This window comes from Pseudomonas sp. CROZ-RG-20F-R04-15, from assembly GCF_022662375.1.
Classification (GTDB): domain Bacteria; phylum Pseudomonadota; class Gammaproteobacteria; order Pseudomonadales; family Pseudomonadaceae; genus Aquipseudomonas.
Genome location: NZ_JAKNQL010000014.1, coordinates 15,621 through 42,134 on the forward strand (window position 1 = coordinate 15,621; position 26,514 = coordinate 42,134).

Here is a 26,514-nt window from a genome sequence, read left to right on the forward strand (position 1 = left end):
TTGCCGAAGAGTGCGAATGAGTTACTGACTGCGGGGCGGCGCTAACGTTTCGTTACACCTTAGCGCACCAACGGATAGCGGGACTTTTGCCTGATGCACTTTTATTGGCCTTGCCGGCCCCTTCGCGAGCAAGCTCGCTCCCACTTTGGAATGCAATCCCCTGTGGGAGCGAGCCTGCTCGCGAAAGCCTTCACACGGTTTCAAACCGGTTTGTTGTCCTGTTGGTCAGCAATTTGCATTGGCCCTGACCACACAAAACCAAATGGAGTTCGAGTTCATGCAAATACGTCCGCTGCACAAACTGCTGTGCGCCGCCCTCGGTCTGGGGATCAGCCTGAGCGCCAGCGCTGCCGATCCGCTGAAGGTCGGCTTCGTCTACATCGGTCCGATTGGCGACCACGGCTGGACGTATCAGCATGAGCAGGGGCGCAAGGCTCTTGCCGAGAAACTCGGCACTCAGATCACCACCAACTACGTCGAAAACGTTGCCGAAGGCGCCGACGCCGAGCGGGTCATCCGCAACATGGCCAAGGACAACTACGATCTGATCTTCACCACTTCCTTCGGCTACATGAACCCGACGCTGAAGGTCGCCAGGCAATTTCCCAAGGTGACCTTCGAACACGCCACCGGCTACAAACAGGACAAGAACCTCGGCACCTATCTGGCGCGCACCTATGAAGGTCGCTACGTCGGCGGCTTCCTCGCGGCCAAAATGACCAAGACCAAGAAAATCGGCTACGTCGCTTCGTTCCCGATCCCCGAAGTGATCCGCGACATCAACGCGATTCAACTGGCCCTGAACAAATACAACCCGGGCACCGAGATCAAAGTGGTGTGGGTCAACTCGTGGTTCGACCCGGGCAAGGAAGCCGATGCCGCCAACGCGCTGATCGATCAGGGCGTCGACGTGGTGTTCCAGCACACTGACAGCCCGGCGCCGATCCAAGCTGCCGAACGTCGTGGTGTGTACGCCGTGGGTTACGCCTCGGACATGGCGCACTTCGGCCCGAAAGCGGTGCTGACGTCGATCGTCAACGACTGGGCGCCGCACTATATTCAGGCGACGCAGAGCGTGATCGACCACACCTGGAAATCCCAGGATTACTGGGGCGGGTTGAAGGAAGGCACGGTTGAACTGCCGATCAGCGATCTGGTGCCGGCACCGGTTAAAGCCGAAGCCGAGCAGATCATTGCCGATATCAAGAGCGGTGCATTGCAGCCGTTTACCGGACCGATCAAGGATCAGGCCGGCGTCGAGAAAATCCCGGCCGGCGTGAGCGCGACCAATGCGGAACTGGCGTCGATGAACTATTACGTTGAAGGCATGAAGGCTGAGATGCCGAAGTAATCCCCCTGACCCCGATCGTTCCCACGCTCTGCGTGGGAATGCCGCCCGGGACGCTCCGCGTCCCTGCCAAAAGCGGACGCAGAGCGTCCATTGAGGCATTCCCACGCGGAGCGTGGGAACGATCTCCCGTACTTTTCAAGGATTGTGTATGGATCAGCTTCCGATCATCGATATCAGCCCGCTGTACAGCGACGACCACAATGCCTGGCCTGCCGTGGCAGAAGAAATCGACCTGGCCTGCCGCGAGTGGGGTTTCTTCTACATCAAGGGTCACCCGATTTCGGCGCAGCGCATCGACGCCATCCTCGATCAGACTCAGCGTTTTTTTGCCCTGCCCGCAGCAGAAAAACTCAAGATCGACATCACCCAGACCCGCCACCATCGTGGCTACGGCGCCATCGCCACCGAGCAACTCGACCCGAGCAAACCCAGCGACCTCAAAGAAACCTTCGACATGGGCCTGCACCTGCCGGCCAACCATCCCGATGTGCTCGCCGAAAAACCGTTGCGCGGCCCTAACCGGCATCCATCACAAATGGGTTGGGATACCTTGATGGAGCAGCATTACCTCGACATGCAGGCCCTCGCGCAAACCCTGCTGCGCGCGATGACCATCGCCCTGAACATCGAACGCGATTTCTTCGACAGCCGCTTCGTTGACCCGGTCAGCGTGCTGCGCATGATCCATTACCCACCGCGCCACACTGCCAGCTCCGCCGAGCAGCAAGGTGCCGGCGCGCACACTGATTACGGCTGCATCACCCTGCTCTACCAGGACAGCGCCGGCGGCTTGCAAGTGAAAAACGTCAAAGGCGAATGGATCGATGCACCGCCGATCGACGGCACTTTCGTGGTCAACCTCGGTGACATGATGGCGCGCTGGAGCAACGACCGTTATCGCTCGACTCCGCACCGGGTGATCAGTCCGCTCGGCGTGGATCGCTACTCGATGCCGTTCTTCGCCGAGCCGCACCCGGACACGCGCATCGAATGCCTGCCGGGTTGTCAGGACGCAGAGCATCCGGCGAAATATCCGACCACCACCTGCGCCGAATTCCTGCTGTCGCGCTTCGCCGATACCTACGCTTATCGCCGCGAGCAAGAAGCGGTTTGATCGATCGCTTGGTCAGGTTTTGCCAATTGTTTCGGCGAGCATCTGTAGAATGCCGTCATTGCACCTGATGAGAAAAGAATATGTACGACTGGCTCAACGCCTTGCCCAAGGCCGAACTGCACCTGCACCTGGAAGGCTCGCTGGAGCCCGAGCTGCTGTTCGCCCTGGCCGAGCGCAACAAGATCGCCCTGCCGTGGAATGACGTGGAAACCCTGCGCAAGGCGTACGCCTTCAACAATCTGCAGGAATTCCTCGACCTGTATTACCAGGGTGCCGACGTATTGCGCACCTCGCAGGATTTCTACGACCTGACCTGGGCCTACCTGCTGCGCTGCAAAGCACAGAACGTGATTCACACTGAACCGTTTTTCGACCCGCAGACCCACACCGACCGTGGCATCCCGTTCGAAGTGGTGCTCAACGGCATCGCCGCCGCGTTGAAGGATGGCGAGCAGCAACTGGGCATCACCAGCGGTTTGATCCTCAGCTTCCTGCGCCACCTCAGCGAAGAAGAAGCCGAGAAAACCCTCGATCAGGCGCTGCCGTTCCGTGATGCGTTTGTCGCTGTCGGCCTCGACAGTTCCGAGATGGGCCACCCGCCGAGCAAATTTCAGCGCGTGTTCGATCGTGCCCGTCACGAAGGCTTCCTGACCGTTGCCCACGCCGGCGAAGAAGGCCCGCCGGAGTACATCTGGGAAGCCATCGACCTGCTGAAAATCCAGCGTATCGACCATGGCGTGCGCGCCATCGAAGACGAGCGTTTGATGCAGCGGATCATCGACGAGCAGATCCCGCTGACCGTGTGCCCGTTGTCCAACACCAAGCTTTGCGTGTTCGATCACATGTCGCAGCACAACATTCTCGACATGCTCGAGCGTGGTGTGAAGGTCACAGTGAACTCGGATGACCCGGCTTACTTCGGTGGTTACGTGACCGAGAACTTCTACGCGCTGCATGAACATTTGGGCATGACCCAGGATCAGGCCAAGCGTCTGGCTCAGAACAGCCTGGATGCGCGACTGGTAAAACCCTAAGCAACACCAATGAACCCATGTGGGAGCGAGCCTGCTCGCGAAGAGGGAGTGTCAGTTAACATTTTCTTAATGACACTCCGCTTTCGCGAGCAGGCTCGCTCCCACAGTGAGTTCTTTGTTCAGCCTGGGATTTGGGTTTCAGTCAGCTCTTCGAGGGTTTTCCCCCGCGTCTCCATCCCGAACAACCACACCACCCCCGCCGCTATCGCAAAGCACGCCGCACCCAGCGCGAACACTCCGCCCTGCCCGGTAATCGGGAACACCAGCCCGGTCACCAATGGCCCGAGCAGCGAGCCGACCCGGCCAATCGCCGAGGCGAAGCCCGAACCGGTTGCCCGCGCCGACGTCGGATACAGCTCCGGCGTATAGGTGTAGAGCACCGCCCACATGCCGAACAGGAAAAACTGCATCAACAACCCGGTGCCGATCAGCAGCGCCACGTTGCCGCCGAACACCGCGCTCTGCCCATAGAGAAATGCCATCACCCCGCCGCCGAGCAAGGTGACGATGCACACCGGTTTGCGCCCCCAGCGCTCGACCAGCCACGCTGCCATGAGAAATCCGGGAATGCCGCCCAGGGAAATCAGCACCGTGTAATACACCGACTGCGTCACGGCGAAACCAGACTGTTGCAGCAATGCACTGAGCCACGACGTCAGTCCATAAAAGCCAAGCAGGGCAAAAAACCACAGACTCCAGATCATCGTCGTGCGCTGGCGATATTGCGGCGACCAGATCTGCTTGAGCGCCGCGAAGAAGTTGCCCGGCGGCGTCACGGTACGCGGCAATCGAATCGGTTCCGGCAACGCGGCACCGCCGAGCGACGAACGCACCCGCGCCTCGATGCCGTTCAACACTTTGTCTGCCGCCTCATGCCTGCCGGCCTGCTCCAGCCAGCGTGGTGACTCGGGAATGAAAAAGCGGATCGCCAGCACAAACACTGCCGGCACCGCCAACACCAGAAAGATGTCGCGCCAGCCAATCAGCGGCAGCAGGAAGTAAGACAGCACGCCGGCCGCCACGAAACCCAGCGGCCAGAAACCATCCATCAACGCGATGTAACGGCCACGGCGTTGCGCCGGAATCAGCTCGGACAGCATCGACTGGGCAATCGGAAATTCCATGCCCATGCCAATCCCCAACAGGATACGAAACAACGTCAGCGTCTCGACGGTTTGCGCCGTCGAACACAGATAACTGGCCACGCCCCACAGCACGATGCTCCACTGAAACACCGGTTTGCGCCCGAAGCGATCGGCGAGCATGCCGGACAGCGACGCTCCCAGCACCATGCCGAAGAAGCTCGAACTGGCGAGCAGCCCCGCTTGCGCGCTGCTCAGGCCGAACTCGGCTTTGATTGAGCCGAGCAGGAACGTCATCATCGCCAGGTCCATGGAGTCAAAGAAAAACGCCAGAGCGATGATGATGAAAATGATCCGGTGATAACCGCTGATCGGCAGTCTTTCCAAGCGTTCTGCCGCGCTGTAGCCGTGTATGTCCATGCCGCTTTCCCCCCATCCGAAATGTCCCCGGATCGAGTGTGCGCGATAGCGTTTCGGCGTTCGTGCTGGATGCGACCTGTTCGCAGTCGTGGACGACGCCAGAAACACCAGTGCTTCTCAGGCGTCGAATGCGCGGCGCTCTACAACGCCATTTCCAGCTCGGTCTCCTTGGCGAAGCGATGCAGCTCCCGTTGGCCGGTAGCCGTCAACTGCAAGGCCCTAGAGTCGTTGGGCAGCGTCAGCCAACCGGACTGCATGAACAACTGCAACAACGCCGCGCCGAGTGAGCCGCCCATGTGCGGACGACGCTCGCTCCAGTCCGGACAAGCGCACGCCACTTGCACATTGCGATGCGCCAGCGCCTGGATGAACACGCCACGGGCGGCGAGCAATTTCGCCCCCTTGAGAGTCACCACGACGCGTTGCTCAAGTTGTTCGATCCAGCCGGCATCGAGCAGCCGCTGGTATAGATCGGCGGCCAGCGTACCGCCCAGGTGGTCATCGCAAAAACGCGCGCGCAGCAACGAGGACGGTGCCGTTTGCGGCTTGGCCATGGGGGTGGTGCGCTTGAACACCTCGGGAATGTCCCGTGGAGCACTGGCGATGGTGGCGCTGGCCAGTGCTTCTATCGCAGCACCGACTTCCGGTGCCGAGAGACGGAAAAACCGTTTGCGACCACGGACTTCGACCTTCAACAGACCACCCGTGGATAGCCGCGCCAGATGCGCGCTGGCCGACGATGGCGACAGCCCTGTCAGTAGCGCAAGCTCCTCGGTTTGCCGGGCCGAGCCATCCATCAACGCCCACATCATCGCGCTGCGCTTGGGGTCGGCCAGCAACGTGGCGATCTGGCTGATGCAAGGTGCATGTTCCATGTGTTCACTCCCTGTTGAATCGTATCGTCTACTGCTCGGAGACATCTTGGCCGGTAATGATTCATCGGCCAAGACGCGAAAATCGCCATGAACCGGGGCGAGGCAAGCTACTGACGCAGCCTGCTCCGGCACAGAACCCGCAGCAGTTGCGCGACCGTCACTTGAAGACTGGCGACGCGGTGCGAAGGTCTCCGGGCCGGGGTGTCGGTGCTGGCGTGAGGCGGGCGCTAGTATAAGCGGGTTAGCTCCCGCGTCCCGCGCCGGGGCCTGCACAGGTGGTGATTGTTCCTGACAGAAATTTCTCTATTTACCTGCGACTAATGATCATCTTTGAGAAAAACGGGAAATTGACTACTCAAATCAGCGCATCGGCTGGCGAGCATTTCCCTCAGAAGGTTCACCGGCTTACTCAATTGGGCGCGATGGGCGCACAACAGATTCAGCGGTGCGCGCTCACAGAGCAGCTCCGGCAGCAGCACTTTGAGCCTCCCGGCGAGTACATCGGCGCCGACGTCCAGCCACGATTTGTAGGCAATCCCGGCACCGGCCACCGCCCATAGACGCACGACGTCAGCGTCGTCGCTGAAACGGTCACCGCTGACGGTCAGCCCGACTTCACGTTTACCGTCGTGAAAACTCCAGTGGTCATGCACCCGGCTGCCGAGCATGTACAGCAGGCAGTTGTGCTGGGCCAGTTGTTCGAGCTGGCGCGGTTCGCCGTGCCGGGCCAGATACGCCGGGGAAGCGCACAGCACCCGGCGGTTGTGCGGGGCAATGGGCAGCGCAACCAGGCTCGAGTCTTCCGGCTCACCATAGCGCAAGGCGATGTCCACCGGCTGGCGGAACAGGTCGGCGATGCGGTCGCCGAGCAGCAATCGCACGGTCAGCTTCGGGTGCTCGCGCTGAAACTCGTCGAGCCACGGCAGCAACAGGTTACGGCCGAAGTCCGAAGGCGCCGACAACTGCAAGACCCCGCTGACCTGATCCTGGCCGCTGGCGAGCAAACGCCGGCCTTCATCAAGATTGCTCAGCGCCGCCCGCGCGTATTCGAGAAAGCCTTCGCCCTCGGCGGTCAGGCGCAGGCTGCGGGTCGAGCGAGCGAGCAAGCGTGCGCCGAGCTGCTGTTCGATCCGCTTCAATGCCGCACTGGCGACGGCTGCAGACATGTCCATCACCCGCGCGGCCGCCGACAGACTGCCCAGATCAGCCGCCCGGACAAACAACTGCAAGTCGTCAAAACGCAGCATGCTCAGCCTCGATTATCAAAAAAATATTGAAAGAGACTGCTCTTTTAGCCGGTTTTATCTCGCAGAGAAATAGCCAATCATCTCTCCATCGAATTCATCCCGCGTCTCTGGAGCCGAGCATGTCCCAGCCATTCACCGCCATCGCTACTCTGATCGCCAAACCCGGCCAGCAGGATCGTCTCGAACAGGGCCTGCGTGCACTGGTTGAGCCGAGCCGCGCCGAAGACGGTTGCAGCCGATACGACTTGCACCGCGACCTCGCCGACCCTCAGGTTTTTTATGTGATCGAACACTGGGCCAGCGAAGCGATTCTTGAGGCGCACAACAACAGCGCGCACTTTCAGCACTTCCAGGCCAGCGCCGGCGACACCATCGAACACTTCCAGCTCAAGCGCCTCGGCGCGATTGGCTGATTCCCTCTTCTATTACCTGTACGGAGCCACTCATGAAAGCCATTGCCTATTACGCTTCCCTGCCGATCAGCGACGCCAAATCCCTGCAAGACATCGAACTGCCTGAACCGGTCGCCGGCCCGCGCGACCTGCTCGTGGAAGTCAAAGCCATTTCGGTGAATCCGGTCGACACCAAAGTACGGCAGAACGTGGCGCCGGAAAACGGCGCGGCGAAAGTGCTGGGTTGGGACGTTGCCGGTGTGGTCAAGGCCGTCGGCAGCGAAGTGACGCTGTTCAAGGCTGGCGACAAAGTCTTCTATGCCGGCTCCATCGCCCGTGCCGGCGGCAACAGTGAGTTGCACGTGGTCGATGAGCGCATCGTCGGCCACATGCCGAAATCCCTAGGCTTTGCCGAAGCCGCCGCGCTGCCACTGACTGCAATCACCGCTTGGGAATTGCTGTTCGAACGCCTGCAAATCCGCGAAGGCAAAACCGCTGAAGACCAGAGCTTGCTGATCGTTGGTGCGGCCGGTGGGGTCGGTTCGATCCTCACTCAGTTGGCCAAGCAATTGACCGGCCTGAAAGTGATCGGCACCGCATCCCGCCAGCAGACCGCCGATTGGGTCAAAGAGCTGGGCGCCGATCTGGTGATCGACCACAGCCAGCCGCTGAGCGAAGAGCTCAAGCGCGCCGGGATCGACAATGTGACCCACGTCGCCAGCCTGACTCAGACGGATCAACATCTGGATCAACTGGTCGAGGCGCTGGCGCCGCAAGGCAAACTGGCACTGATCGACGATCCGAAGTCGCTGGACGTGAGCAAACTCAAGCGCAAGAGCCTGTCGCTGCACTGGGAGTTCATGTACACCCGCTCGCTGTTCGAGACGCCGGACATGATCGAACAGCACAAGCTGCTTAATCGCGTGGCTGAGCTGATTGATGCCGGGACGTTGAAGACCACGGTGGGCGAGCATTTCGGCACGATCAATGCGGCGAACCTGCGCCGGGCGCACGAACTGCTGGAAAGTGGCAAAGCCAAGGGCAAAATTGTTTTAGAAGGTTTCTAAAAAACCGCACAGCGCAGCCTTCGCCGGAGCTAGAGCGGTCGGCGAGGCTGCGCTGTTTTTTGCCGTCAGTCCGATGCTTGACCGTTGTCACAATTGCGATCGTATTCAGGTCTACAATCGAAGCCTCTGCGGTACATCTTTTACGCAAGGGAGGTCAGCAATGAAGATCCTGATAAAAGAAGTGGCAAAGTCTCAATGGCAGGTTCGTCTGGACCAGCACGCCGTGACATTCCGCAGTGAAGCCGAAGCATTGGCGTTCACTCGCACCCTCGAAGCGCGACTCTGCGCGCCCCATCAGATTCCCGACCGCAGCCAGCAGCGCGCTGCCGGCTGAGGCTTGCTTTATGCCTCGGCTTGGGCTTGCGCCAGTGCCCGGGCATTCTGCAGACGGCGGGTGAGCAGCGCCACGCACACCACGAGTAAACCGCACAGGCTGATGACGATTGCCATCGGCACAGCGCTGCCGTCGTGCAACACCCCCACCAGTGCCGAAGCCCCAGCGGCGACACTGAATTGCATGCAACCGAGCAGCGCCGAGGCACTGCCGGCGCGCGCGCCCTGCCCGTTCATGGCGCAGGCTGCTGCGTTGGGGCTGATGCAACCCAGGCTCGATACGCAGATGAACAGTGGGATCAGCAGCGGCCACAAGGATTGGGTATGCATCGCGCTGACCGCGAGCAGCGTCAGCCCGGCAGCGAAATAAACCCACACCGCCCGCGACAGCAGGAATGCCGGACCGCGTTTGGCCAACAACCGCGCGTTGACCTGCGCGACCAGAATGAACCCCGCCGCATTGGTGCCGAACAGCCAGCCAAAATGCTCGGCCGGCACGCCATACAGTTTGATGAAGATGAACGGTGAGCCGGCAATGTAGGCAAACATCCCGGCGATGGCGATGCCACCGGTCAGGGCATGGCCGAGATAAACCCGATCCTTGAGCAAGCGCCCGTACTGACGCAGCGCGCCGGACAGCGGCTGACGCGGCATATTCGCCGGCATACTTTCCGGCAGACCCAGCGCCACCGCCAAACCGGCCAGCGCGCTGAACCCGGTCAGCACCAGGAAGATCGACTGCCAGCCGATGGTGTTGACCAGCAGACCGCCGAGCATCGGCGCCAGAATCGGCGCCAGGCCCATCACCAGCATCAATTGCGAGAAAACTTTCGCCGAGCCCACCGCGTCGCATTTGTCGCTGACCACCGCCCGGGAAATCACCATCCCCGCACAGCCGCCCAACGCCTGGACGAAGCGCGCACCGATCAGCCATTCCAGATTCGGCGCATAAGCACAGGCCAGCGACGCCAGAGTGAACAGGGCAAGTCCGACGAGCAACGGAATCCGCCGACCAAAGCGATCGGCTACCGGGCCATAAGCCAGTTGGCCGATGGACAACCCGGCGAAATACGCTGCCAGCGTCATCTGCACATGTTTCTCGTCGGTGCCGAACGCCAGCGCCATCGAGGGAAAGGCAGGTAAATAGAAGTCGATCGCCAAGGGCCCGAAGGCGGTCAAGGCACCGAGAATCAGAATGGTACGGAAGTTCATCAGGCATCCAGGTTGGCAAGTCGGCAGCCCGACAGTCTAGCCGCGCCCGGACGCCTTGAACATTCCGATAGCTCGCTAACTATAAAACTTCAGACGAGTTTCACTGCGTAGCCCTCTTCGCTGATGACCTCAATCACTTGCTCGGCACTCAGCGCGCTCTCGACGCCCACCTCTTTCGCCGCCAGATCGACCCGCACGCTGGCCGCCGGATCTTTGGCCTGAACCGCGCTGGTAATGGCTTTGACGCAGTGACCGCAGGACATGCCTTGAACGTTGAACACTTGCATGGAATGACTCCTTTGAGTGAGGTTGCCAGCAGTTTCGAGCTTGCCACGATGGCAAGGTCAAGTTCTGCAATAAACTGCCGGGCTGGCATTCGGCGCCGCGCTCGGCCAAGCTGCGTACATCAATGACTCGATTCAGGAGATTCAGCCATGCGCTGGTCAGCTTTCAGCCTGTTTGGCTTTCTCAGTCTCTTTGCCGCGCTGCCCTCGGCCAACGCGACCGGCGAGGACTACGCCGTTCTGATCATCTCGCGTGAGCGTCTGGAAGTGCCGACGTCCTGTGAGATCGGCGTGTACATCCAGGATCAGTTTGCCGGGCGACTGCTTCAGGAGCAGTCCACATCGTTCAACCTGCAACACGGCACGTTTTCCATTCGCCTGAAACTGGAGCCGGGCCAAGTGCCGGGTTGTCAACCAGGCATGCTGGCGCCACCGGCGCAGGAAATCTCGCTCAAGGCCGGCGATGTCGTGAAGTACCGGATCGCGACATCTGCCAAAGGTTTGTACCTGCGCCCCGCCGCCCTCGAATACTGAGTACATCAAACCTGTGGGAGCGAGCCTGCTCGCGAAAGCGGTGTGTCATTCAGCGATGAAGCTGAATGGGACGGCCCCTTCGCGAGCAGGCTCGCTCCCACAGTTGGTTTTGCGGCGCGTCAAAGAATGGCACTTGACCTTGCCCGCATGGCAAGGTTGATCCTTGTAGGCATCCACTACAGGGAGTACGACCGATGTCCGATTCCATCACGTTCGATCTGCCGATTGCCGGCATGACCTGCGCCAGTTGCGCCGGGCGCGTCGAGCGGGCCTTGAGCAAAGTCAGCGGCGCCAGTGCCGTCAGCGTCAATCTCGCCACCGAGCAGGCCCGTGTGCAGGCGCCAGGCGACAGTCTGCCGGCGTTGATGGACGCGGTCGAACGCGCCGGTTACAGCGTCCCGCAGCAGACGATCGAATTGAATATCGAAGGCATGACCTGCGCGTCCTGCGTCGGTCGCGTCGAGCGCGCCCTGAACAAAGTCCCCGGTGTGAAAAGCGTCAGCGTCAACCTCGCCAACGAACGCGCCCACCTCGAACTGCTCGGCCAGGTCGATCCGCAAACCTTGCTCGAAGCCGTCACCAAGGCCGGTTATTCGGCCAGCATCTGGCAAGCCGAACACCCGCAACCCGATAACCAGCAACAGAAGCTGAAGCATGAGCGCTGGGCGCTGATCTGCGCGATCGCCCTGGCGCTGCCGCTGGTGGCGCCGATGTTGCTGCAACCGTTCGGCATTCACTGGATGCTCCCGGCCTGGGCGCAATTCGCCCTCGCCACGCCGGTGCAGTTCATTTTCGGTGCGCGTTTTTATGTCGCCGCGTGGAAAGCCGTGCGTGCCGGAGCGGGCAACATGGACTTGCTGGTCGCCCTCGGCACCAGTGCCGGTTACGGCTTGAGCCTGTATGAGTGGGCCACCGCTGCCGGGCGCATGCCGCATCTGTATTTCGAAGCGTCGGCAGTCGTCATCGCTTTGGTGCTGCTCGGCAAATATCTGGAGAGCCGCGCCAAACGCCAGACCGCCAGCGCCATCCGCGCCCTTGAGGCGTTACGCCCGGAACGGGCCATTCAAGTAATCGACGGTCACGAGCAGGATGTCGCCATCAGCGCTTTGCGCCTGAATGATCTAGTGCTGGTCAAACCCGGCGAGCGCTTCCCGGTCGACGGCGAAGTCATCGAAGGCCAGAGCCACGCCGATGAAGCACTGATCAGCGGCGAGAGCCTGCCGGTGCCGAAACAACCGGGCGATAAAGTTACCGGCGGTGCGATCAACGGCGAAGGTCGCCTGCTGGTGCGCACTCAGGCGCTCGGCGCGGAAACCGTGCTGGCGCGCATCATTCGTTTGGTGGAAGACGCTCAAGCCGCGAAAGCACCAATCCAGAAACTGGTGGATAAGGTCAGCCAGATCTTTGTGCCGACGGTGTTGCTGATTGCCTTGGCAACGCTGGTCGGCTGGTGGCTCTACGGCACCCCCATGGAAACCGCGTTGATCAATGCTGTCGCGGTGCTGGTCATCGCCTGCCCCTGTGCACTGGGCCTCGCCACGCCGACCGCGATCATGGCCGGCACCGGCGTAGCGGCGCGTCACGGCATTCTGATCAAGGATGCCGAAGCGCTGGAACGCGCCCATGAAGTCAGCAGTGTGGTGTTCGACAAGACCGGCACGCTGACCTCTGGCACGCCGCGTATCGCCCATTTCAGCGCGGTGAATGGCGATGAAGACACCTTGCTGAAACTGGCCGGCGCGCTGCAACGCGGCAGCGAACACCCGTTGGCCAAAGCGGTGCTCGACGCCGCAGCGGAACGAGGACTGCACGTACCGGATGTCAGCGACAGCCAGTCGCTCACTGGTCGCGGCATCGCTGGCAATCTCGATGGCCGACGTCTGGCCTTGGGCAATCGCCGCATGCTTGAAGAAAGTGCTTTGAGCGCCGGCAATCTGAGCGAATCCGCCCAAGCCTGGGAAGCCGAGGGCCGCACCCTGTCATGGTTGATCGAGCAAAGTCCTGAACCGCAAGTGCTCGGCTTGTTCGCTTTCGGTGACACCCTCAAACCCGGGGCACTGGAAGCCGTGCAACAACTCGCCGCCCGGGATATCCACAGCCATCTGCTGACCGGCGACAACCGTGGCAGCGCACGTGTGGTCGCCGAAGCGCTGGGCATCAGCAACGTCCACGCCGAAGTGCTGCCGGCGGACAAAGCCGCCACCGTCGCCGAGCTGAAAAAAACCGGTGTGGTCGCCATGGTCGGTGACGGCATCAACGATGCCCCGGCCCTCGCCGCTGCCGACATCGGCATCGCCATGGGCGGCGGCACCGACGTGGCCATGCACGCGGCGGGCATTACCCTGATGCGCGGCGATCCACGGTTGGTGCCGGCGGCGCTGGAAATCAGCCGCAAGACTTACGCGAAGATCCGTCAGAACCTGTTCTGGGCCTTCGTCTACAACCTGATCGGCATTCCGCTAGCGGCGTTTGGTTTCCTTAATCCGGTGCTGGCCGGTGCGGCGATGGCATTGTCGAGCGTCAGCGTGGTGAGCAATGCGCTACTGTTGAAAACCTGGAAACCCAAGGACCTGGAGGAACACCGATGAACATCGGCCAAGCGGCCAGGCACAGTGGCCTGAGCGCAAAAATGATCCGTTATTACGAGTCGATCGGTTTGCTCAAAGCGGCCCAGCGCACCGACAGCGGTTACCGGGTCTACGGCGATGATGACCTGCACACGCTGGCATTCATCAAGCGCTCACGGGATCTGGGTTTTTCTTTGGAAGAGGTCGGCAAATTGCTGACCCTCTGGCAGGACCGCCAACGCGCCAGCGCCGATGTGAAGGCCTTGGCCCGCCAGCACATCGACGAGTTGAATCAGAAGATCCGCGAGCTCGGCGAGTTGCGCGACACTCTGCAAGACCTGGTTGAGCACTGCAACGGCGACCACCGCCCCGATTGCCCGATCCTCAAGGAACTGGCGTCGGGCTGCTGCGCGCAACCCGCCCGCGCTTGAGCGCCAGAGCTTTCATCAGCAACAAGGTACTGAGCGGGATGCCGTGGAACAGCATGACCACGGCACCCGGCGCCCACCATCCGTAGAACGGCGCGGCGATGAGCATGCCGATGCCGAATCCGGTCATTTGCAGCAAGGTCAGGACGCTGAAAATCGGCAAGCGCAACTGCTCAGGTTCGCGCTGCAGCCGCGACATCAACCCGACTTCGGAAAAACCGTCACCCAGTCCCGCCGGCAATGAAAACAGCAGCAGACCATAGAGACTGTGCTGCTGGAACATCAGGATAAAGCCGCAGGACATCAGCGCCACGCCGAAGAAAAACCGCCGTTCCAGATGGCTGTTGTCCGAGCCCTTGAGACGACTGGCGACTCGTGCGCCCAGCAGTTTGCCGCTGGCCCATACCGCGAGCATCAGGCCCAGCGTGGTGCTCGCCGACTCTGGCGTGAGCAGTTTCGAGATGATCGGAAAGCCAACGTTGTGCGCAGCGCTGCCCAAGGTGTCGGCCATGGTCACCGCGAGCATCGCGGCAATCACCGGTGCAGAGCGCAGGCCTTGCTTGAGTGCGGTCCATTCGCCGCGTCCGGTTTCCTCGTTGGCTGTTGCCGGTTCGAAACGCAGCGGCACAATCAACAACGCGGCCAGCAAATAGGTCAGCGCATTCAGGGCAAACACCGTTTCAAAGCCAAAACCCGCGACCAGCAAACCTGAAACCAGACTGCCGCCGACCATGGCCGCTGAAGACGCCGAAGTGATCCAGGCGTTGGCCTTGAGCAATTGCTCGGCAGGGATCAGACGCGGTAATTGACTGTTGAGGCCGATGGCGAACATCGAATTGCCCAGGCCCAGACCGAAAGCGATCATTGGCAGCAGCAAGGCTTGCTGGCTGACGGGCACGATCAACAGCAAACCGAGCACGCTGGCGCGCAGCAGATCGAACGCGATCAGCGGTGCGCGTCCGCTGCATCGACGGTAAAACGCGGTGCCAATCAGGCTGGCCAATATCCCCCCGCCGACGCGACTGGCGAGGAAGATTCCGACGCTCATTGCGCTGTTGCTCAGCAGGTAGACGTACGTGGCTAGCGCGACCATGTTGAGGAAGGCGCCGAAATCGGAGATCAGCCGAGCGGTGACGATCAGGTGGGTGTTGCGGGGGGTGGTCACATTCAGTCCTTGAGTGTGGGTGGAGCGGTGGACAGTAGACTTGAATTTGCGTTGATCCGAAAGAGGCCCCTCCTAACCCTCTCCCAGGGGGAGAGGGGACTGATTGGGAGATGCTGTGGAGATACGCCGACCTGAAATTTCTTTACCGAATCCAAACAGGTCCAAATGCTGACCCCATCCAATCCATAATCGACCCGGTGTTTCAGGTCGATGTATGACGCCAGACACCTCGGTAAGCTCCCTCTCCCTCTGGGAGAGGGCTGGGGTGAGGGGTTTTGGGGCTTCCGGTTCAAACAAAAAACCCGGCCGAAGCCGGGTTTCTCATCAAGCAATCACTGCATCCACGGTGGTGGCGGCGGTTCGTCGGACTTGCCTTTCGGCTCGTCGTCCGCCGCACGGATGGCCTGCTTGCGTTCCTCGTCGAGGCGCGCTGCTTCGATCTCGCGCAACACCCCGCCAACGTCGGCCAGGTCTTCCGGATCATCGAACTCACCGGTCAGCACACTGTTCGGGTGCAAGGTGCCGGCTTCGTACAACGCCCACATTTCTTTCGCGTACTTGGTCAGTTTCAACTCCGGCGCAAAGCGCCCGAAGTACGAAGCCATGTTGCCGACATCCCGCTCCAGCATGCTGAACGCGTGGTTGTTGCCGGCCGCGTCGACCGCTTGCGGCAGGTCGATGATGACCGGGCCGGTCGGCGTCAGCAGCACGTTGAACTCCGAGAGGTCACCGTGCACCAGACCGGTACACAACATCAGCACGATCTGCGAAATCAGGAACGCGTGATACTCGCGCGCCTGATCCGGCTCCAGCACCACGTCGTTCAGACGCGGCGCGGCGTCGCCAAATTCGTCGGCCACCAGTTCCATCAACAGCACGCCGTCGAGGAAGTCGTAGGGTTTTGGCACCCGCACGCCGGCACCGGCCAGACGGAACAGCGCCGCCACTTCGGCGTTCTGCCAGGCATCTTCGGTCTCTTTGCGACCGAACTTGGAGCCTTTCGCCATCGCCCGCGCCTGTCGGCTGTTGCGAACCTTGCGGCCTTCCTGATACTCGGCCGCCTGGCGGAAACTGCGTTTGTTCGCCTCCTTGTAGACCTTTGCGCAACGTAACTGATTGCCGCAGCGCACCACATAAACAGCTGCTTCTTTACCACTCATCAGTGGGCGCAGCACTTCGTCGACCAGACCGTCCTCGATCAGGGGTTCAATGCGTTTTGGAGTCTTCATCAGCTTTTATTGTGGGTCCTTTATTACCAAACACGCGAATGTCACTCGTTATACGGCAATCCTCGCACAACGGGGAGGGGTTGCCGACCTGTGAACGTTGAGAATGCACACACTGTGCCGGATTAAACAGGGCCAACTCTGCGCTCGCGCATCGACCGTGGGGAATCATAGCCGAGCCTGTTGTACTTGTTGGTACATGTCTTCGAGGGCATTTGCGACAGAATCTGACACAAGGGTTAATACCATCCGGAAGATTTTTTCGAAGCCGCCTCAATTTCCCTGTTTTGCAGCCGAAGTCCTCAATGACAGAGGGATTTGTCCGACAATCGTTCCAAAAAAATCAGCGATGTCGCACTCAGGGAAACGGGTGATCCACAACGTTTTCGGCTGCCAATAAACCACAAGTCATCTGCACTGCGTGGGCCTACAAGAAAATCTGGAGCGCGGATGAACATCAAACAGAAATTGACGTGGGCGTTTGCAGTCATCGCCTGCTTGCCGGTGGTGCTGGTCGCGACCCTGGTGGTGATGAACCTGCGCAGCGATGCCCGGGACAACTTTGTCGACGGCAGCGGTCGCGAGATCCGCCAGGTCAGCAATGCCATGCAGCTGTTTTTTGACGGCATCAGCCAGAACGTCGATTACCTGGCGTCGCAACCGCTGATCAAAAACACCGACGACAGCCTCAAGACCTACATGAGTGCCAACGCCGAATCGGTGCCGCAAGGCGAGATGGACAAAAAGGTCTTCGCATTCCTCCAGGATCTGGGTAACGCCCACCCGGCTTACGCCTATGCCATCGTCGGCACCGCTGCCGGCGGTTATGTGTCGTGGCCGGACGACCCCAAACTCAACAACTACGACCCGCGCCAGCGGCCGTGGTACAAGGCCGCCCAGGCCAAACCGGGCAAACCGTTCCGTACCGCCGCTTATTACTGGGCGCAGGACGATGCGACCTACGTCAGCACCGTGCGCACCATCGACAACAAACTCGGCAGCAACGGCGGCGTGGTGAGTATCGACGTGACGCTCAAGCAGCTCACCGAGATCGTCAAACAGATCAAGCTGGGCGAAACCGGCTACCTGATGCTCCTGGAAAACAGCGGCACGGTGCTGGTCGATCCAAAACAGCCGGAACACAACTTCAAGCCGCTGGACAGCCTCGGCGAAGGCTATGCGCAACTGGCCAAGGCCGGCAAAGGTCTGGTGGAGGTCGAGCTTAACGGTGAGCGCTACATGGCCAACGTCTGGCCGTCGGAGCAGTTGGGCTGGACCTTCGTCGGCCTGATCAAGCAGAGCGATGTGATGAGCTCAGCCACGCAACTGACCTGGCTGATCGCAATTATCGCCGCCGTACTGGCCGTGCTGTTCGCCGTGGTCGGCGCCAGTTTCGCCAGCCTGATCGTGCGCCCGATCCGCAGCGTCGCCAGTGGTCTGGAAGGCATCGCGCAGGGCGAAGGCGACCTGACCAAAAACCTCGACATCCGTGGCAATGATGAAACCGCGCAACTGGCCAACTGGTTCAATCAATTCCTTACCGCAATCCGCAGCCTGATCCAGCACATCGGCGGTGCCGCCGGGAAAATCCTCGCAACCTCGCAGAGCTCGACCCGGGTGTCGAGCGACATGGCCGAAGCGGCCGGGCGTCAGCGCGAAGCCGTCGACATGGTCTCGACCGCGTTCCACGAAATGGTCGCCACCGCCAACGAGGTTGCGCGCTCGTGCAGTCAGGCGGCGGACTCCGCCGACAGCGGTCAGCGTCAAGCCCGTCAAGGCCAGCAGCAGATTGATGCGGCGGTAAACAGCGTCGACCAATTGAGCCAGGAGCTGGAGCAATCGGCGCAGTCGATGCAGCAACTGGAGCGCGACAGCAACGATATCCAGTCGATCCTCGGCACCATCCGTTCCATCGCCGAACAGACCAACCTGCTGGCGCTCAACGCCGCGATCGAAGCGGCGCGTGCCGGTGAACAGGGTCGCGGCTTTGCCGTGGTCGCCGACGAGGTGCGCGCACTGGCCAAACGCACGGCGGATTCGACGGCAGAGATCGATGGCCTGCTCGGTAATCTGGCCAAACGCACCAGTCAGGTCACCCAGCAGATGCACGCCAGCCTGCAGGTCTCGCAGCAGTCGGTGACGCGCATTGGCGAGGCGCGCGAAAGTTTCGGGCAGATCCGCGAGTCAGTGGACGTGATCCGCGACATGAACACGCAGATCGCCACCGCCGCCGAAGAACAGCATCAAGTGGCTGAGGACATCAATCGGCACATCAGCCAGATTCATGGCGATGCGCAGTTGGTGGCGGAACTGGCCAACTCGGCGCGTCTGGATTCGCAGAGTCTGGCGGGGTTGTCGAATGAGCTGGATGGGTTGGTCAGACGGTTTCGTACCTGAACCTCAAAAGCCCCCTCATCGGAACGCCGCCCGCCCAGCCCTCTCCCGGAGGGAGAGGGGGCTGACCGAGGTGTCTGGCGTTGTGCATCGACCTGAAATACCGCGTCGAATATGGCTTGGCAGAATTCTCCAAATCAGTTCGATTCCGGATTCAGCACAACTCTCTCAGTTCGGTGTAACTCCGAAGCATCCCCCAATCAGTCCCCTCTCCCTTTGGGAGAGGGCTAGGGTGAGGGGCTCTTCAAGCGTCAGCGTTCGATGATGGCGGTGACGCCCTGCCCACCCGCCGCACAAATCGAAATCAGCCCCCTGCCCTTCCCCGCCGCGTCCAGCAACTTCGCCAGGTTCGCCACGATACGCCCACCGGTCGCAGCAAACGGATGCCCGGCCGCCAGCGAACTGCCCTTCACATTCAGCCGGCTACGATCAATCGAACCCAGTGGCGCATCAAGGCCCAGCCGGGTTTTGCAGTATTCGGGATCTTCCCAGGCCTTCAACGTACACAGCACCTGCGCCGCAAAAGCCTCGTGTATTTCGTAGTAATCGAAGTCCTGCAAGGTCAGCCCGTTGCGTGCCAGCAACCGTGGCACGGCGTACACCGGCGCCATCAGCAGCCCTTCGGCGCCGTTGACGAAATCCACTGCCGCCGCTTCGCCGTCACGCAGATACGCGAGGATCGGCAAGCCACGTTCATTCGCCCACTCTTCACTGCCGAGCAGCACCACGGAAGCACCATCGGTCAGCGGCGTGGAGTTGCCTGCCGTCAGTGTGCCTTTCGCGCTTTTTTCGAACGCCGGTTTCAGCGTCGCGAGTTTTTCCAGGGTCAGGTCCGGGCGCAGGTTGTTATCGCGAGTCAGGCCGAGAAAGGGCGTCATCAGGTCGTTGTGCCAGCCTTCGCTGTAGGACGCAGCCAGTTTGTGGTGACTTTCGAGGGCCAGTTGATCCTGCTCTTCACGCGGGATCTGCCAGGTCTGCGCCATCAACTCACAGTGCTGGCCCATCGACAGGCCCGTGCGCGGTTCGCCGTTGCGTGGAAATTCCGGGATCAGATGTTGAGGCCGCAGTTGCAGAAAGGTTTTCAGCTTGTCGCCGGTGGTTTTGGCGCGGTTGGCTTGCAGGAGGATTTTGCGCAGGCCTTCGCTGACGCTGATCGGTGCGTCCGAGGTGGTGTCGACACCGCCGGCGATGCCGCAGTCGATCTGGCCGAGGGCGATCTTGTTCGCCACCAGGATCGCCGCTTCCAGGCCAGTGCCGCAGGCTTGCTGAATGTCGTAGGCGGGTGTCGCTGGTGACAGGCGCGAGCCGAGCACGCATTCACGGGTCAGGTTCATATCTCGTGACAATTTCAGCACCGCGCCTGCGACCACTTCGCCAATGCGCAGGCCGTGCAGGTTGTAGCGTTCGATCAGGCCTTCGAGGGCGGCGGTGAGCATCGCTTGATTACTCGCCGTGGCGTACGGCCCGTTGGAACGGGCGAAGGGAATGCGGTTACCGCCGATGATCGCGACGCGGCGCAGCTGACTCATGAATGACTCCTTTTCCGAAGGTTTGAATTCACACCAATCCCTTGTAGGAGTGAGCCTGCTCGCGATAGCGGTGTATCAGTCAGAAAATGTTTATCTGATACACCGCTATCGCGAGCAGGCTCACTCCTACAGAGGTTCAGCTGTGTTTCTGAATGTGGGTTCGGCAACACAACCGTCGAGGGCAAACTACTCTGCTGTTCTAGCGTAGGCCTTATTGCGTGGATCGAACGATTGATTGCCATCGACAGTCCACACTTTGAACCCCACCTTCTGGAGAGCGTTCCATGTCTGACCGCTATATCGACTTCGCCAATTCGTCCATCGGCCATCGTCTGGTCGGGGCGCTGGGCCTGCCGTCGCCGGTGCGACTGGAACGCTGGCAGGCCGGGCGCCTGCGGCCGGTGGAAGGTGCACTGCTGATCGGCGGCGGGCCGCTGGCCGAGCGCATCAGTGCCTTCGCCAACCGTTTGACCGACGGCATCTACCGCTACGGCGAGCAACCGGCGAGCGCCGCCGAATGGATTCCCGGCCACGGCCCGAAACTCAAAGCCGTGGTGTTCGACGCCAGTGAATTGCAGCAGACCGACCAGCTCAAACAGTTGCGCGAATTCTTCCAGCCGCTGATGAAGAACCTTGAGCACAGCGCCCATCTGGTGATTCTCGGTCGTGCCCCGGAAACCCTGAGTGATCCGTTTGCCGCCAGTGCGCAACGAGCACTGGAAGGGTTTTCCCGTTCGCTGGCCAAGGAGCTGCGCAGTGGCGGCACGCTGCAACTGATCTATGTCGGCGAAGGCGCGGAAGATCAACTGGAAGGCCCGCTGCGGTTTTTCCTGTCACCGAAAAGTGCGTTCGTGTCCGGGCAAGTGATTCGCCTGACCGCGTGTGCGACGCCAGTGACGGACTGGACGCGGCCACTGGCCGGGCGCAAGGCGCTGGTCACCGGGGCGGCACGCGGTATCGGCGCGTCCATCGCGGAAACGCTGGCCCGCGATGGCGCCGAGGTGATCCTGCTCGATGTTCCCCCGGCCAAGACCGATCTTGAAGCCCTCGCCGCGCGCCTTGGCGGGCGCGCCATTACCCTCGATATCTGCGCCGAAGACGCCGCCGCGCAACTGATCGAACAGCTGCCCGACGGCCTCGACATTCTGGTGCACAACGCCGGCATCACCCGCGACAAAACCCTCGCCAACATGACGCCGGAATTCTGGGACGCGGTGCTCGCGGTCAACCTCAATGCTCCGCAAGTGCTGACCAAAGCCCTGCTCGACAGCGGCACGCTGCACGATGATGCGCGGGTCATTCTGCTGGCCTCGATCAGCGGCATTGCCGGCAATCGCGGGCAAACCAACTACGCCGCGAGCAAGGCCGGGCTGATCGGTCTGGCGCAAGCCTGGGCGCCGATGTTGCTGGAGCGCGGCATCAGCATCAACGCCGTCGCCCCTGGTTTTATCGAAACGCAGATGACCGCACACATTCCGTTCGGCCTGCGCGAGGCCGGGCGGCGCATGAGTTCGCTCGGTCAGGGCGGCTTGCCGCAGGATGTTGCCGAAGCGGTCGCGTGGTTGGCGCAACCGGGCACCGGCGCGTTTACCGGGCAGGCGCTGCGGGTCTGTGGACAAAGTGTTCTGGGGGCGTAGACATGAGCATCGAATGGCACACGCTGGATCGCGAACCGAGTCTGCCCGGGCTGTACGCACGGGCGGCGACGCGACGGAAAATCACCGGCACACACTTGCCTGACGGTGGCTTGCGCTGCTGGGTCGACGTCGATGGCAAACGTCTGGCGGCCTATCGCAAGGTCTGCGGGTTCGCCGATGACGGTCTGCTGCCGCCGACGTATCCGCACATCCTCGCCTTCGCCTTGCAGATGCAATTGCTCACCGCCAAAGAGTTTCCGTTTCCACTGCTGGGGCTGATTCATCTGAGCAATCGCATTCGCCTGTTGCGGCCGATGGGCGGGATCGGTCGGGCGCAAGTGAGCGTGCGCGTGACGAATCTGCAAGCGCATCCGAAAGGTGCGACGTTCGATGTGCTGACCACCCTGGATGATCAACTTGGGCCGTTGTGGGAAGCGGAAAGCCAGATGCTTTGTCGCGGCGTGAAGCTTGAGGGCGAGGCTGTCGAGCAAACCTGGGAGCCCTCACAATCGCTGGTGGAAGTGGCGCACTGGAAAGCCCCGGCGGACATCGGACGGCAGTACGCCAAAGTCTCCGGAGACTACAACCCGATTCACTTGAGTGCGGCGAGTGCCAAGCTGTTTGGCTTTCCGACAGCGATCGCCCATGGTCTGTGGAACAAGGCGCGAACGCTCGCGGCGCTGAGCGCTCACTTGCCCAAGGCCAATCTCGAAATCGCCGTGCACTTTCGCAAACCGGTGCGCCTGCCCAGTGAGGTGACATTGCTGGCGAGTGCAGCGGGGTCCAGCGGTGAGTTGCGTCTGACCGGCGCGGGTGATCTGGAGCACATGGTCGGGCAGTGGCAGCCGATTGCCTGAGCCTTCGCCATACCATTAATTGTGTGTATATCACTTAAGTTTTTTCCGCCTCCTCCGCCTTTGCCGAAAACCTCCGGGCCTTGATTATCAAGGCCTTTTTTTGTGCGCCTATATATTGGGTATTAGTCATTACGCACTGCTCTTCATCTTATATATAAAGGCGTTAATACCAACTTGAGAATGGTGCAGAACCTGCCCCTGGACTGAGATTGAGCACAACGGTCGAAGGCATCACCGACGACAGATCGGCGAGCCATCGAAGTCAACGAACGTTGTGACAGGTGCAAGGAATCTCCATCATGAAAACTCAAGACGTGTGGTGCAAATCAGCAATTGCTCTGGCAATGATTCTCTCCCTTGGCCTCGCCGGTTGCAGCAGCGGCGGTGGCGGCCATCACAGCAGTTCCGGCAGTTCTGCGGCGGACGGCACCGCCGGCACTGGTGGCACCTCGGGTACTGGCGGTACGGGGGGCACCGGTGATACTGCGGGCACTGGCGGCACTGGCGGCACCGGTAACACAGGTGGTACTGGCGGAACCGGCGGTACAGGTGGCACCGATCCGACCAATCCAACCAACCCGACAGATCCGACCGATCCCACCAACCCGACCAATCCAACCACCACACCGCTGGTGACCACTACGCTGGTAGAGGATGTCGGTAAAACCGTCGCTGGCGTCGGCGATGGCGTTGGCCAGATCGGTGACTCGCTGAGCAGCGTTCCTGTTGTCGGTGGCGTTGTACAAAGTGCGGCCAACACCGCCGGCAATGTCGTCAGCACCTTGGGTGACGGTGTAGCCAATGGCGTAGGCAAACTGGCCACCGATCCTAAAGGTTTGACCACCACCGTCGCATCGGTTGGCGGCGTGGTCACCGATGTCGGCAACGGCGTTTCCGACCTCAGCGGCAAACTGGCGACGGCTACCGGCAGTGTTCCGGTGGTGGGCGGTGTGGTCACCAAAGTGGCGCCTCTGCTCGACGGTGTTGGTGAGAAAGTCACCATGCTCGGCAATACTCTCGATACCACTTTGACCAACGGCCCGACCAGTCAACTGACGAACAAACTCGGCGCTAGTCTGGTGCCGGTGATCGCCATGGTCGAAAGCACGACGGACAAGATCGGTGACGCAACTGGTCTGGGCGATCCGCTCAAAGGCGTCATTGCGAAAGTCGGCGGCGCCGTCGATGGCCTGGGTGACAAGGTCACCGATGCCGGCAACGGTAATGCCCTGACCAACACGCTTGGCGGTGCCTTGAGCAATACCGGCACCGCAGTCGGCAAGGCCGGTGGTCTGGTGTCCAACGGCACCGGCTCGGGCACTGGTGGAGTGGGTGGTGGTTTGGGCGGTGGCCTTGGCGGCACCGGTTTGCTGCAAACCGTCGGCGGTGCCGTGGTCAACGTCGGCGCTGGCCTGAATGCCGGCAATACCAACGGCGTGGTCAGTGCCGGCGGCGTTACCGCTGTCGGCCTCGGTAATACCGTCGCTTCGCTCAACACCGTACTCGGCGGCTCGGGTTCACCGATCACCGCAACGACTTCACCCTTGGCTACCGTTGGCAGCGCCCTGGGCAATGGCCTGAATCCGGTCACCAGTGCCGTCACCAACCTGACCCAGCAAGTCGGCGGGGCCACCGGTCTCGGCTCGCCAGTCGCAGGTCTCACCGGTCAGGTCGGCGGTGCAGTCAGTAATCTGGGTGGCGCGATTGCCGCTACCAACAACCCGGTCACCACTGCCGTCGGTGGTCTGGTCACTAACGTCGGCGGCACCGTTGCCGCTGTCGGCGGACTGGTCAACGGCGGTGCCAGCGGGGGCACCACCGGTGGCGGTCTGGGCGGCGTACTCGGCGGTTTGACCGGCGCTCTTGGAGGCAACAAACGCTAAATTGCACCTGGCCGATTCGACGGCCTCACCTACAGCGCCTACGCTTGGTTGAGGGCGGAAGATTCCCACGAGTCTTCCGCTTTTTTCTTAGGAGAATTCAGCCCAGTGCTGTGATCTGACCATGGAGTGTCCTATGCGCGTAATGGCATCCCTGCTGTTCCTCAGTCTCAGTTCCGCCGCCCTCGCCGACACCCTGCCCAGTTTTCTCAACAGCAACGAAACCATCCGCAATCTGCCGGTGCCGAACCTGCCGGCCGACGCCTATCGCCCGAGCGCCGCGCCCGTGCAAGTGCCGGACGCCGGTGCAGCAGCCGCGCAACCGCTGTTGATGGACACCAAAATCAAACTGCAAACCGTGCAGATCGAAGGCGGCACCCTCTACCCGCTCAACGAACTCGCGCAAATCTACAAACCGTTGATCGGTCATGAAACCCGCCTTGCCGATCTGATCGAAGCCACGCGCAACATCACCCGGCGTTATCAGCAGGACGGTTACCTGCTGTCGTACGCGTTCTTGCCGCAGCAGAATTTCAATGACGGCGTAGCGCGCGTGGTGCTGGTGGAAGGTTACGTACGGGATATCCAGATGCAGGGCGATGTCGGCCGGGTCAAAGCACTCATCGATAAACTGGCGGCGAAAATCCAGGCCGAACGGCCACTGACCCGCAAGACCTTCGAGCGCTACACCACGCTGATGACACGCATCCCCGGCGTGACGATTCAGGCTCAGGTGCCACCACCGGGCACCACCGATGGCGCGACCACGCTGATCGCTCAGGCCAGCCGCAAACCTTTCACCAGTACCCTGAGCACCACCGAAGACAACCGCAACGGCACCCAGGCCTTGCTCGGTGTCAGCAGCAACTCGCAGACCTCGATGGGCGAGCAACTGAGCCTCAGCGGCTTGTTCCCGCCGGGTGACGATCACGAACATTACTACCGTCTCGACTACAGCCAGTTCCTCGATGCCGAGGGCACGCAACTGGCACTGTCCGCTTCACGCTACCGCGCAGACCCCGGCACCAATGTCGTGCTCGACAACGGCCTGCAACTCAAACCGCACCGCGAAAACGATCGCTATTCGATCGGTTTCACCTTGCCGCTGATTGCCGCCTCCAACGAACTGCTGACGGCCGGTTCAAGGCTTTACGCGGTCAACGACAAAACCCGCTACAACGTGATCGGCTTGCCGCTGAGCGTCGAAGAGCGCACCGACATCCGCGCCCTCGCCTTCGAGAGCGACTGGCGCAAGGCTGATGCCCGACAACTGCGGATCCTCAGCGGCGGTGTCTACCAAGGCCTGGACAGCATGGGCGCGAAAACCAACAACGACGCCATCGACCTCGACTTCTTCCGCGTGCGGCTGTCCGGCGTGCAGAGCGACAAGTTTTTCGACAACTGGCAAGCTGTGCTGTCCGCCGCGCTGTACTGGAGCGACGACACCCTGCCCGACAGCGAACGCGCGGTGTTCGGCGGGCAGAATTTCGGTCGCGGTTATCCCGACGATCAAGCGTCCGGCGACAAGGGCTGGGGCGTGGCTTACGAGGTCAACTACAGTTTCAACCGCGACGGCAGTTGGGTACGCATCCTGCAACCGTATGTCGTGCTCGATCGCTCGCGCAGCTGGTTCAACGAATTGCCGGTGCGGGCCAACAACCTGTCATCGACGGCGATCGGGCTGCGGTTTGGCGATGCCAAGTACTACAACATTGCGCTGGAGGCAGCGAAGGCGATGTCGGATGAAGCACTGGATACGTTCAATCGCAAGCCTCGGTACAGCATCAGTTTCAGTTATCAGTTGTAGGGCGGGGATTGCACTGCGCCCCTGAGTCAAAACAACTGTGGGAGCGAGCCTGCTCGCCAAAGCGCTGGATCAGCCAAGC

General features: G+C 61.1%; 22 protein-coding genes. 14 read left to right on the forward strand and 8 right to left on the reverse strand.

The window, feature by feature from the left end:
* Positions 1-277 precede the first annotated feature (277 nt).
* The 3 genes from L8H52_RS19925 (at position 278) to L8H52_RS19935 (ending at position 3,499) form a co-directional block, all read left to right on the forward strand.
* Positions 278-1,351, forward strand: coding sequence for a BMP family ABC transporter substrate-binding protein (locus L8H52_RS19925; RefSeq protein WP_242208399.1), 1,074 nt, complete (start codon positions 278-280; stop codon positions 1,349-1,351).
* 148 nt (positions 1,352-1,499) lie between these two features.
* Positions 1,500-2,465, forward strand: coding sequence for a 2-oxoglutarate and iron-dependent oxygenase domain-containing protein (locus tag L8H52_RS19930; RefSeq protein WP_242208400.1), 966 nt, complete (start codon positions 1,500-1,502; stop codon positions 2,463-2,465).
* An 80-nt stretch (positions 2,466-2,545) separates the two neighbouring features.
* Positions 2,546-3,499 carry an adenosine deaminase gene (locus tag L8H52_RS19935; protein ID WP_008082147.1) on the forward strand — a complete coding sequence of 318 codons (954 nt, stop codon included), beginning with the start codon at positions 2,546-2,548 and terminating at the stop codon, positions 3,497-3,499.
* Between the two features lie 119 nt (positions 3,500-3,618).
* Here the strand turns inward: L8H52_RS19935 and L8H52_RS19940 are convergent, their stop codons facing one another.
* The 3 genes from L8H52_RS19940 to L8H52_RS19950 all read right to left on the reverse strand — a co-directional run bounded on the left by L8H52_RS19940 (position 3,619) and on the right by L8H52_RS19950 (position 7,123).
* Positions 3,619-5,001, reverse strand: coding sequence for an MFS transporter (locus tag L8H52_RS19940; RefSeq protein ID WP_242208401.1), 1,383 nt, complete (start codon positions 4,999-5,001; stop codon positions 3,619-3,621).
* 140 nt (positions 5,002-5,141) lie between these two features.
* A complete protein-coding gene (locus L8H52_RS19945; protein ID WP_242208402.1) occupies positions 5,142-5,876 on the reverse strand; it encodes a helix-turn-helix transcriptional regulator in 735 nt (244 codons plus the stop codon).
* 317 nt (positions 5,877-6,193) lie between these two features.
* Positions 6,194-7,123: a LysR family transcriptional regulator gene (locus tag L8H52_RS19950; protein ID WP_242208403.1), complete on the reverse strand. Its 930-nt coding sequence runs from the start codon at positions 7,121-7,123 to the stop codon at positions 6,194-6,196.
* 119 nt (positions 7,124-7,242) lie between these two features.
* Here L8H52_RS19950 and L8H52_RS19955 point away from each other — a divergent pair, with 119 nt between their 5' ends.
* The 3 genes from L8H52_RS19955 to L8H52_RS19965 all read left to right on the forward strand — a co-directional run bounded on the left by L8H52_RS19955 (position 7,243) and on the right by L8H52_RS19965 (position 8,916).
* A complete protein-coding gene (locus tag L8H52_RS19955; protein WP_242208404.1) occupies positions 7,243-7,536 on the forward strand; it encodes a putative quinol monooxygenase in 294 nt (97 codons plus the stop codon).
* 32 nt (positions 7,537-7,568) lie between these two features.
* Entirely contained in the window at positions 7,569-8,582 is a 1,014-nt protein-coding gene (locus tag L8H52_RS19960) for a zinc-binding alcohol dehydrogenase family protein (protein WP_242208405.1), read from the forward strand.
* A gap of 160 nt (positions 8,583-8,742) precedes the next feature.
* Positions 8,743-8,916 (forward strand): hypothetical protein, encoded by a 174-nt coding sequence (locus tag L8H52_RS19965; protein WP_007914687.1) that lies wholly within the window; start codon positions 8,743-8,745, stop codon positions 8,914-8,916.
* Positions 8,917-8,924: 8 nt separating this feature from the next.
* Here L8H52_RS19965 and L8H52_RS19970 read toward each other — a convergent pair whose 3' ends face one another.
* Both L8H52_RS19970 and L8H52_RS19975 read right to left on the reverse strand, forming a co-directional pair.
* Positions 8,925-10,127 (reverse strand): multidrug effflux MFS transporter, encoded by a 1,203-nt coding sequence (locus L8H52_RS19970; RefSeq protein ID WP_242208406.1) that lies wholly within the window; start codon positions 10,125-10,127, stop codon positions 8,925-8,927.
* Positions 10,128-10,216: 89 nt separating this feature from the next.
* Entirely contained in the window at positions 10,217-10,414 is a 198-nt protein-coding gene (locus L8H52_RS19975; RefSeq protein ID WP_242208407.1) for a cation transporter, read from the reverse strand.
* 147 nt (positions 10,415-10,561) lie between these two features.
* On the opposite strand from L8H52_RS19975, the gene L8H52_RS19980 reads away from it, so the two are divergent.
* From L8H52_RS19980 to cueR, 3 genes are all read left to right on the forward strand, one after another.
* On the forward strand, positions 10,562-10,945 hold the full coding sequence (locus L8H52_RS19980; RefSeq protein WP_242208408.1) for a hypothetical protein: 384 nt from the start codon (positions 10,562-10,564) through the stop codon (positions 10,943-10,945).
* Between the two features lie 194 nt (positions 10,946-11,139).
* Entirely contained in the window at positions 11,140-13,533 is a 2,394-nt protein-coding gene (gene cueA / locus L8H52_RS19985; RefSeq protein WP_242208409.1) for a copper resistance metal-translocating P1-type ATPase CueA, read from the forward strand.
* Positions 13,530-13,943, forward strand: a complete 414-nt coding sequence (gene cueR / locus L8H52_RS19990; protein WP_242208410.1) for a Cu(I)-responsive transcriptional regulator — start codon at positions 13,530-13,532, stop codon at positions 13,941-13,943. The genes cueA and cueR overlap by 4 nt, the downstream gene beginning before the upstream one ends.
* Here cueR and L8H52_RS19995 read toward each other — a convergent pair.
* Both L8H52_RS19995 and L8H52_RS20000 read right to left on the reverse strand, forming a co-directional pair.
* Entirely contained in the window at positions 13,897-15,105 is a 1,209-nt protein-coding gene (locus L8H52_RS19995) for an MFS transporter (RefSeq protein ID WP_242208411.1), read from the reverse strand. The genes cueR and L8H52_RS19995 overlap by 47 nt on opposite strands.
* Before the next feature lie 332 nt (positions 15,106-15,437).
* Positions 15,438-16,334, reverse strand: a complete 897-nt coding sequence (locus L8H52_RS20000) for a PA4780 family RIO1-like protein kinase (protein WP_007914672.1) — start codon at positions 16,332-16,334, stop codon at positions 15,438-15,440.
* Between the two features lie 447 nt (positions 16,335-16,781).
* Between L8H52_RS20000 and L8H52_RS20005 the strand changes: the two genes are divergently transcribed.
* Positions 16,782-18,728: a methyl-accepting chemotaxis protein gene (locus L8H52_RS20005; RefSeq protein WP_242208412.1), complete on the forward strand. Its 1,947-nt coding sequence runs from the start codon at positions 16,782-16,784 to the stop codon at positions 18,726-18,728.
* A gap of 248 nt (positions 18,729-18,976) precedes the next feature.
* On the opposite strand, the gene L8H52_RS20010 is transcribed toward L8H52_RS20005, so the two are convergent.
* The gene (locus L8H52_RS20010; RefSeq protein WP_242208413.1) at positions 18,977-20,254 is read right to left on the reverse strand and encodes an acetyl-CoA C-acetyltransferase; all 1,278 of its coding nucleotides are present in this window, start codon (positions 20,252-20,254) and stop codon (positions 18,977-18,979) included.
* A 284-nt stretch (positions 20,255-20,538) separates the two neighbouring features.
* Here L8H52_RS20010 and L8H52_RS20015 point away from each other — a divergent pair, with 284 nt between their 5' ends.
* The 4 genes from L8H52_RS20015 (at position 20,539) to L8H52_RS20030 (ending at position 26,435) form a co-directional block, all read left to right on the forward strand.
* Positions 20,539-21,891 (forward strand): 3-oxoacyl-ACP reductase, encoded by a 1,353-nt coding sequence (locus L8H52_RS20015; protein WP_242208414.1) that lies wholly within the window; start codon positions 20,539-20,541, stop codon positions 21,889-21,891.
* A gap of 2 nt (positions 21,892-21,893) precedes the next feature.
* Positions 21,894-22,748 (forward strand): MaoC/PaaZ C-terminal domain-containing protein, encoded by an 855-nt coding sequence (locus tag L8H52_RS20020; RefSeq protein WP_242208415.1) that lies wholly within the window; start codon positions 21,894-21,896, stop codon positions 22,746-22,748.
* A gap of 299 nt (positions 22,749-23,047) precedes the next feature.
* Positions 23,048-24,631 carry a collagen-like triple helix repeat-containing protein gene (locus tag L8H52_RS20025; protein ID WP_242208416.1) on the forward strand — a complete coding sequence of 528 codons (1,584 nt, stop codon included), beginning with the start codon at positions 23,048-23,050 and terminating at the stop codon, positions 24,629-24,631.
* A 133-nt stretch (positions 24,632-24,764) separates the two neighbouring features.
* Entirely contained in the window at positions 24,765-26,435 is a 1,671-nt protein-coding gene (locus L8H52_RS20030) for a POTRA domain-containing protein (protein ID WP_242208417.1), read from the forward strand.
* Positions 26,436-26,514 lie beyond the last annotated feature (79 nt).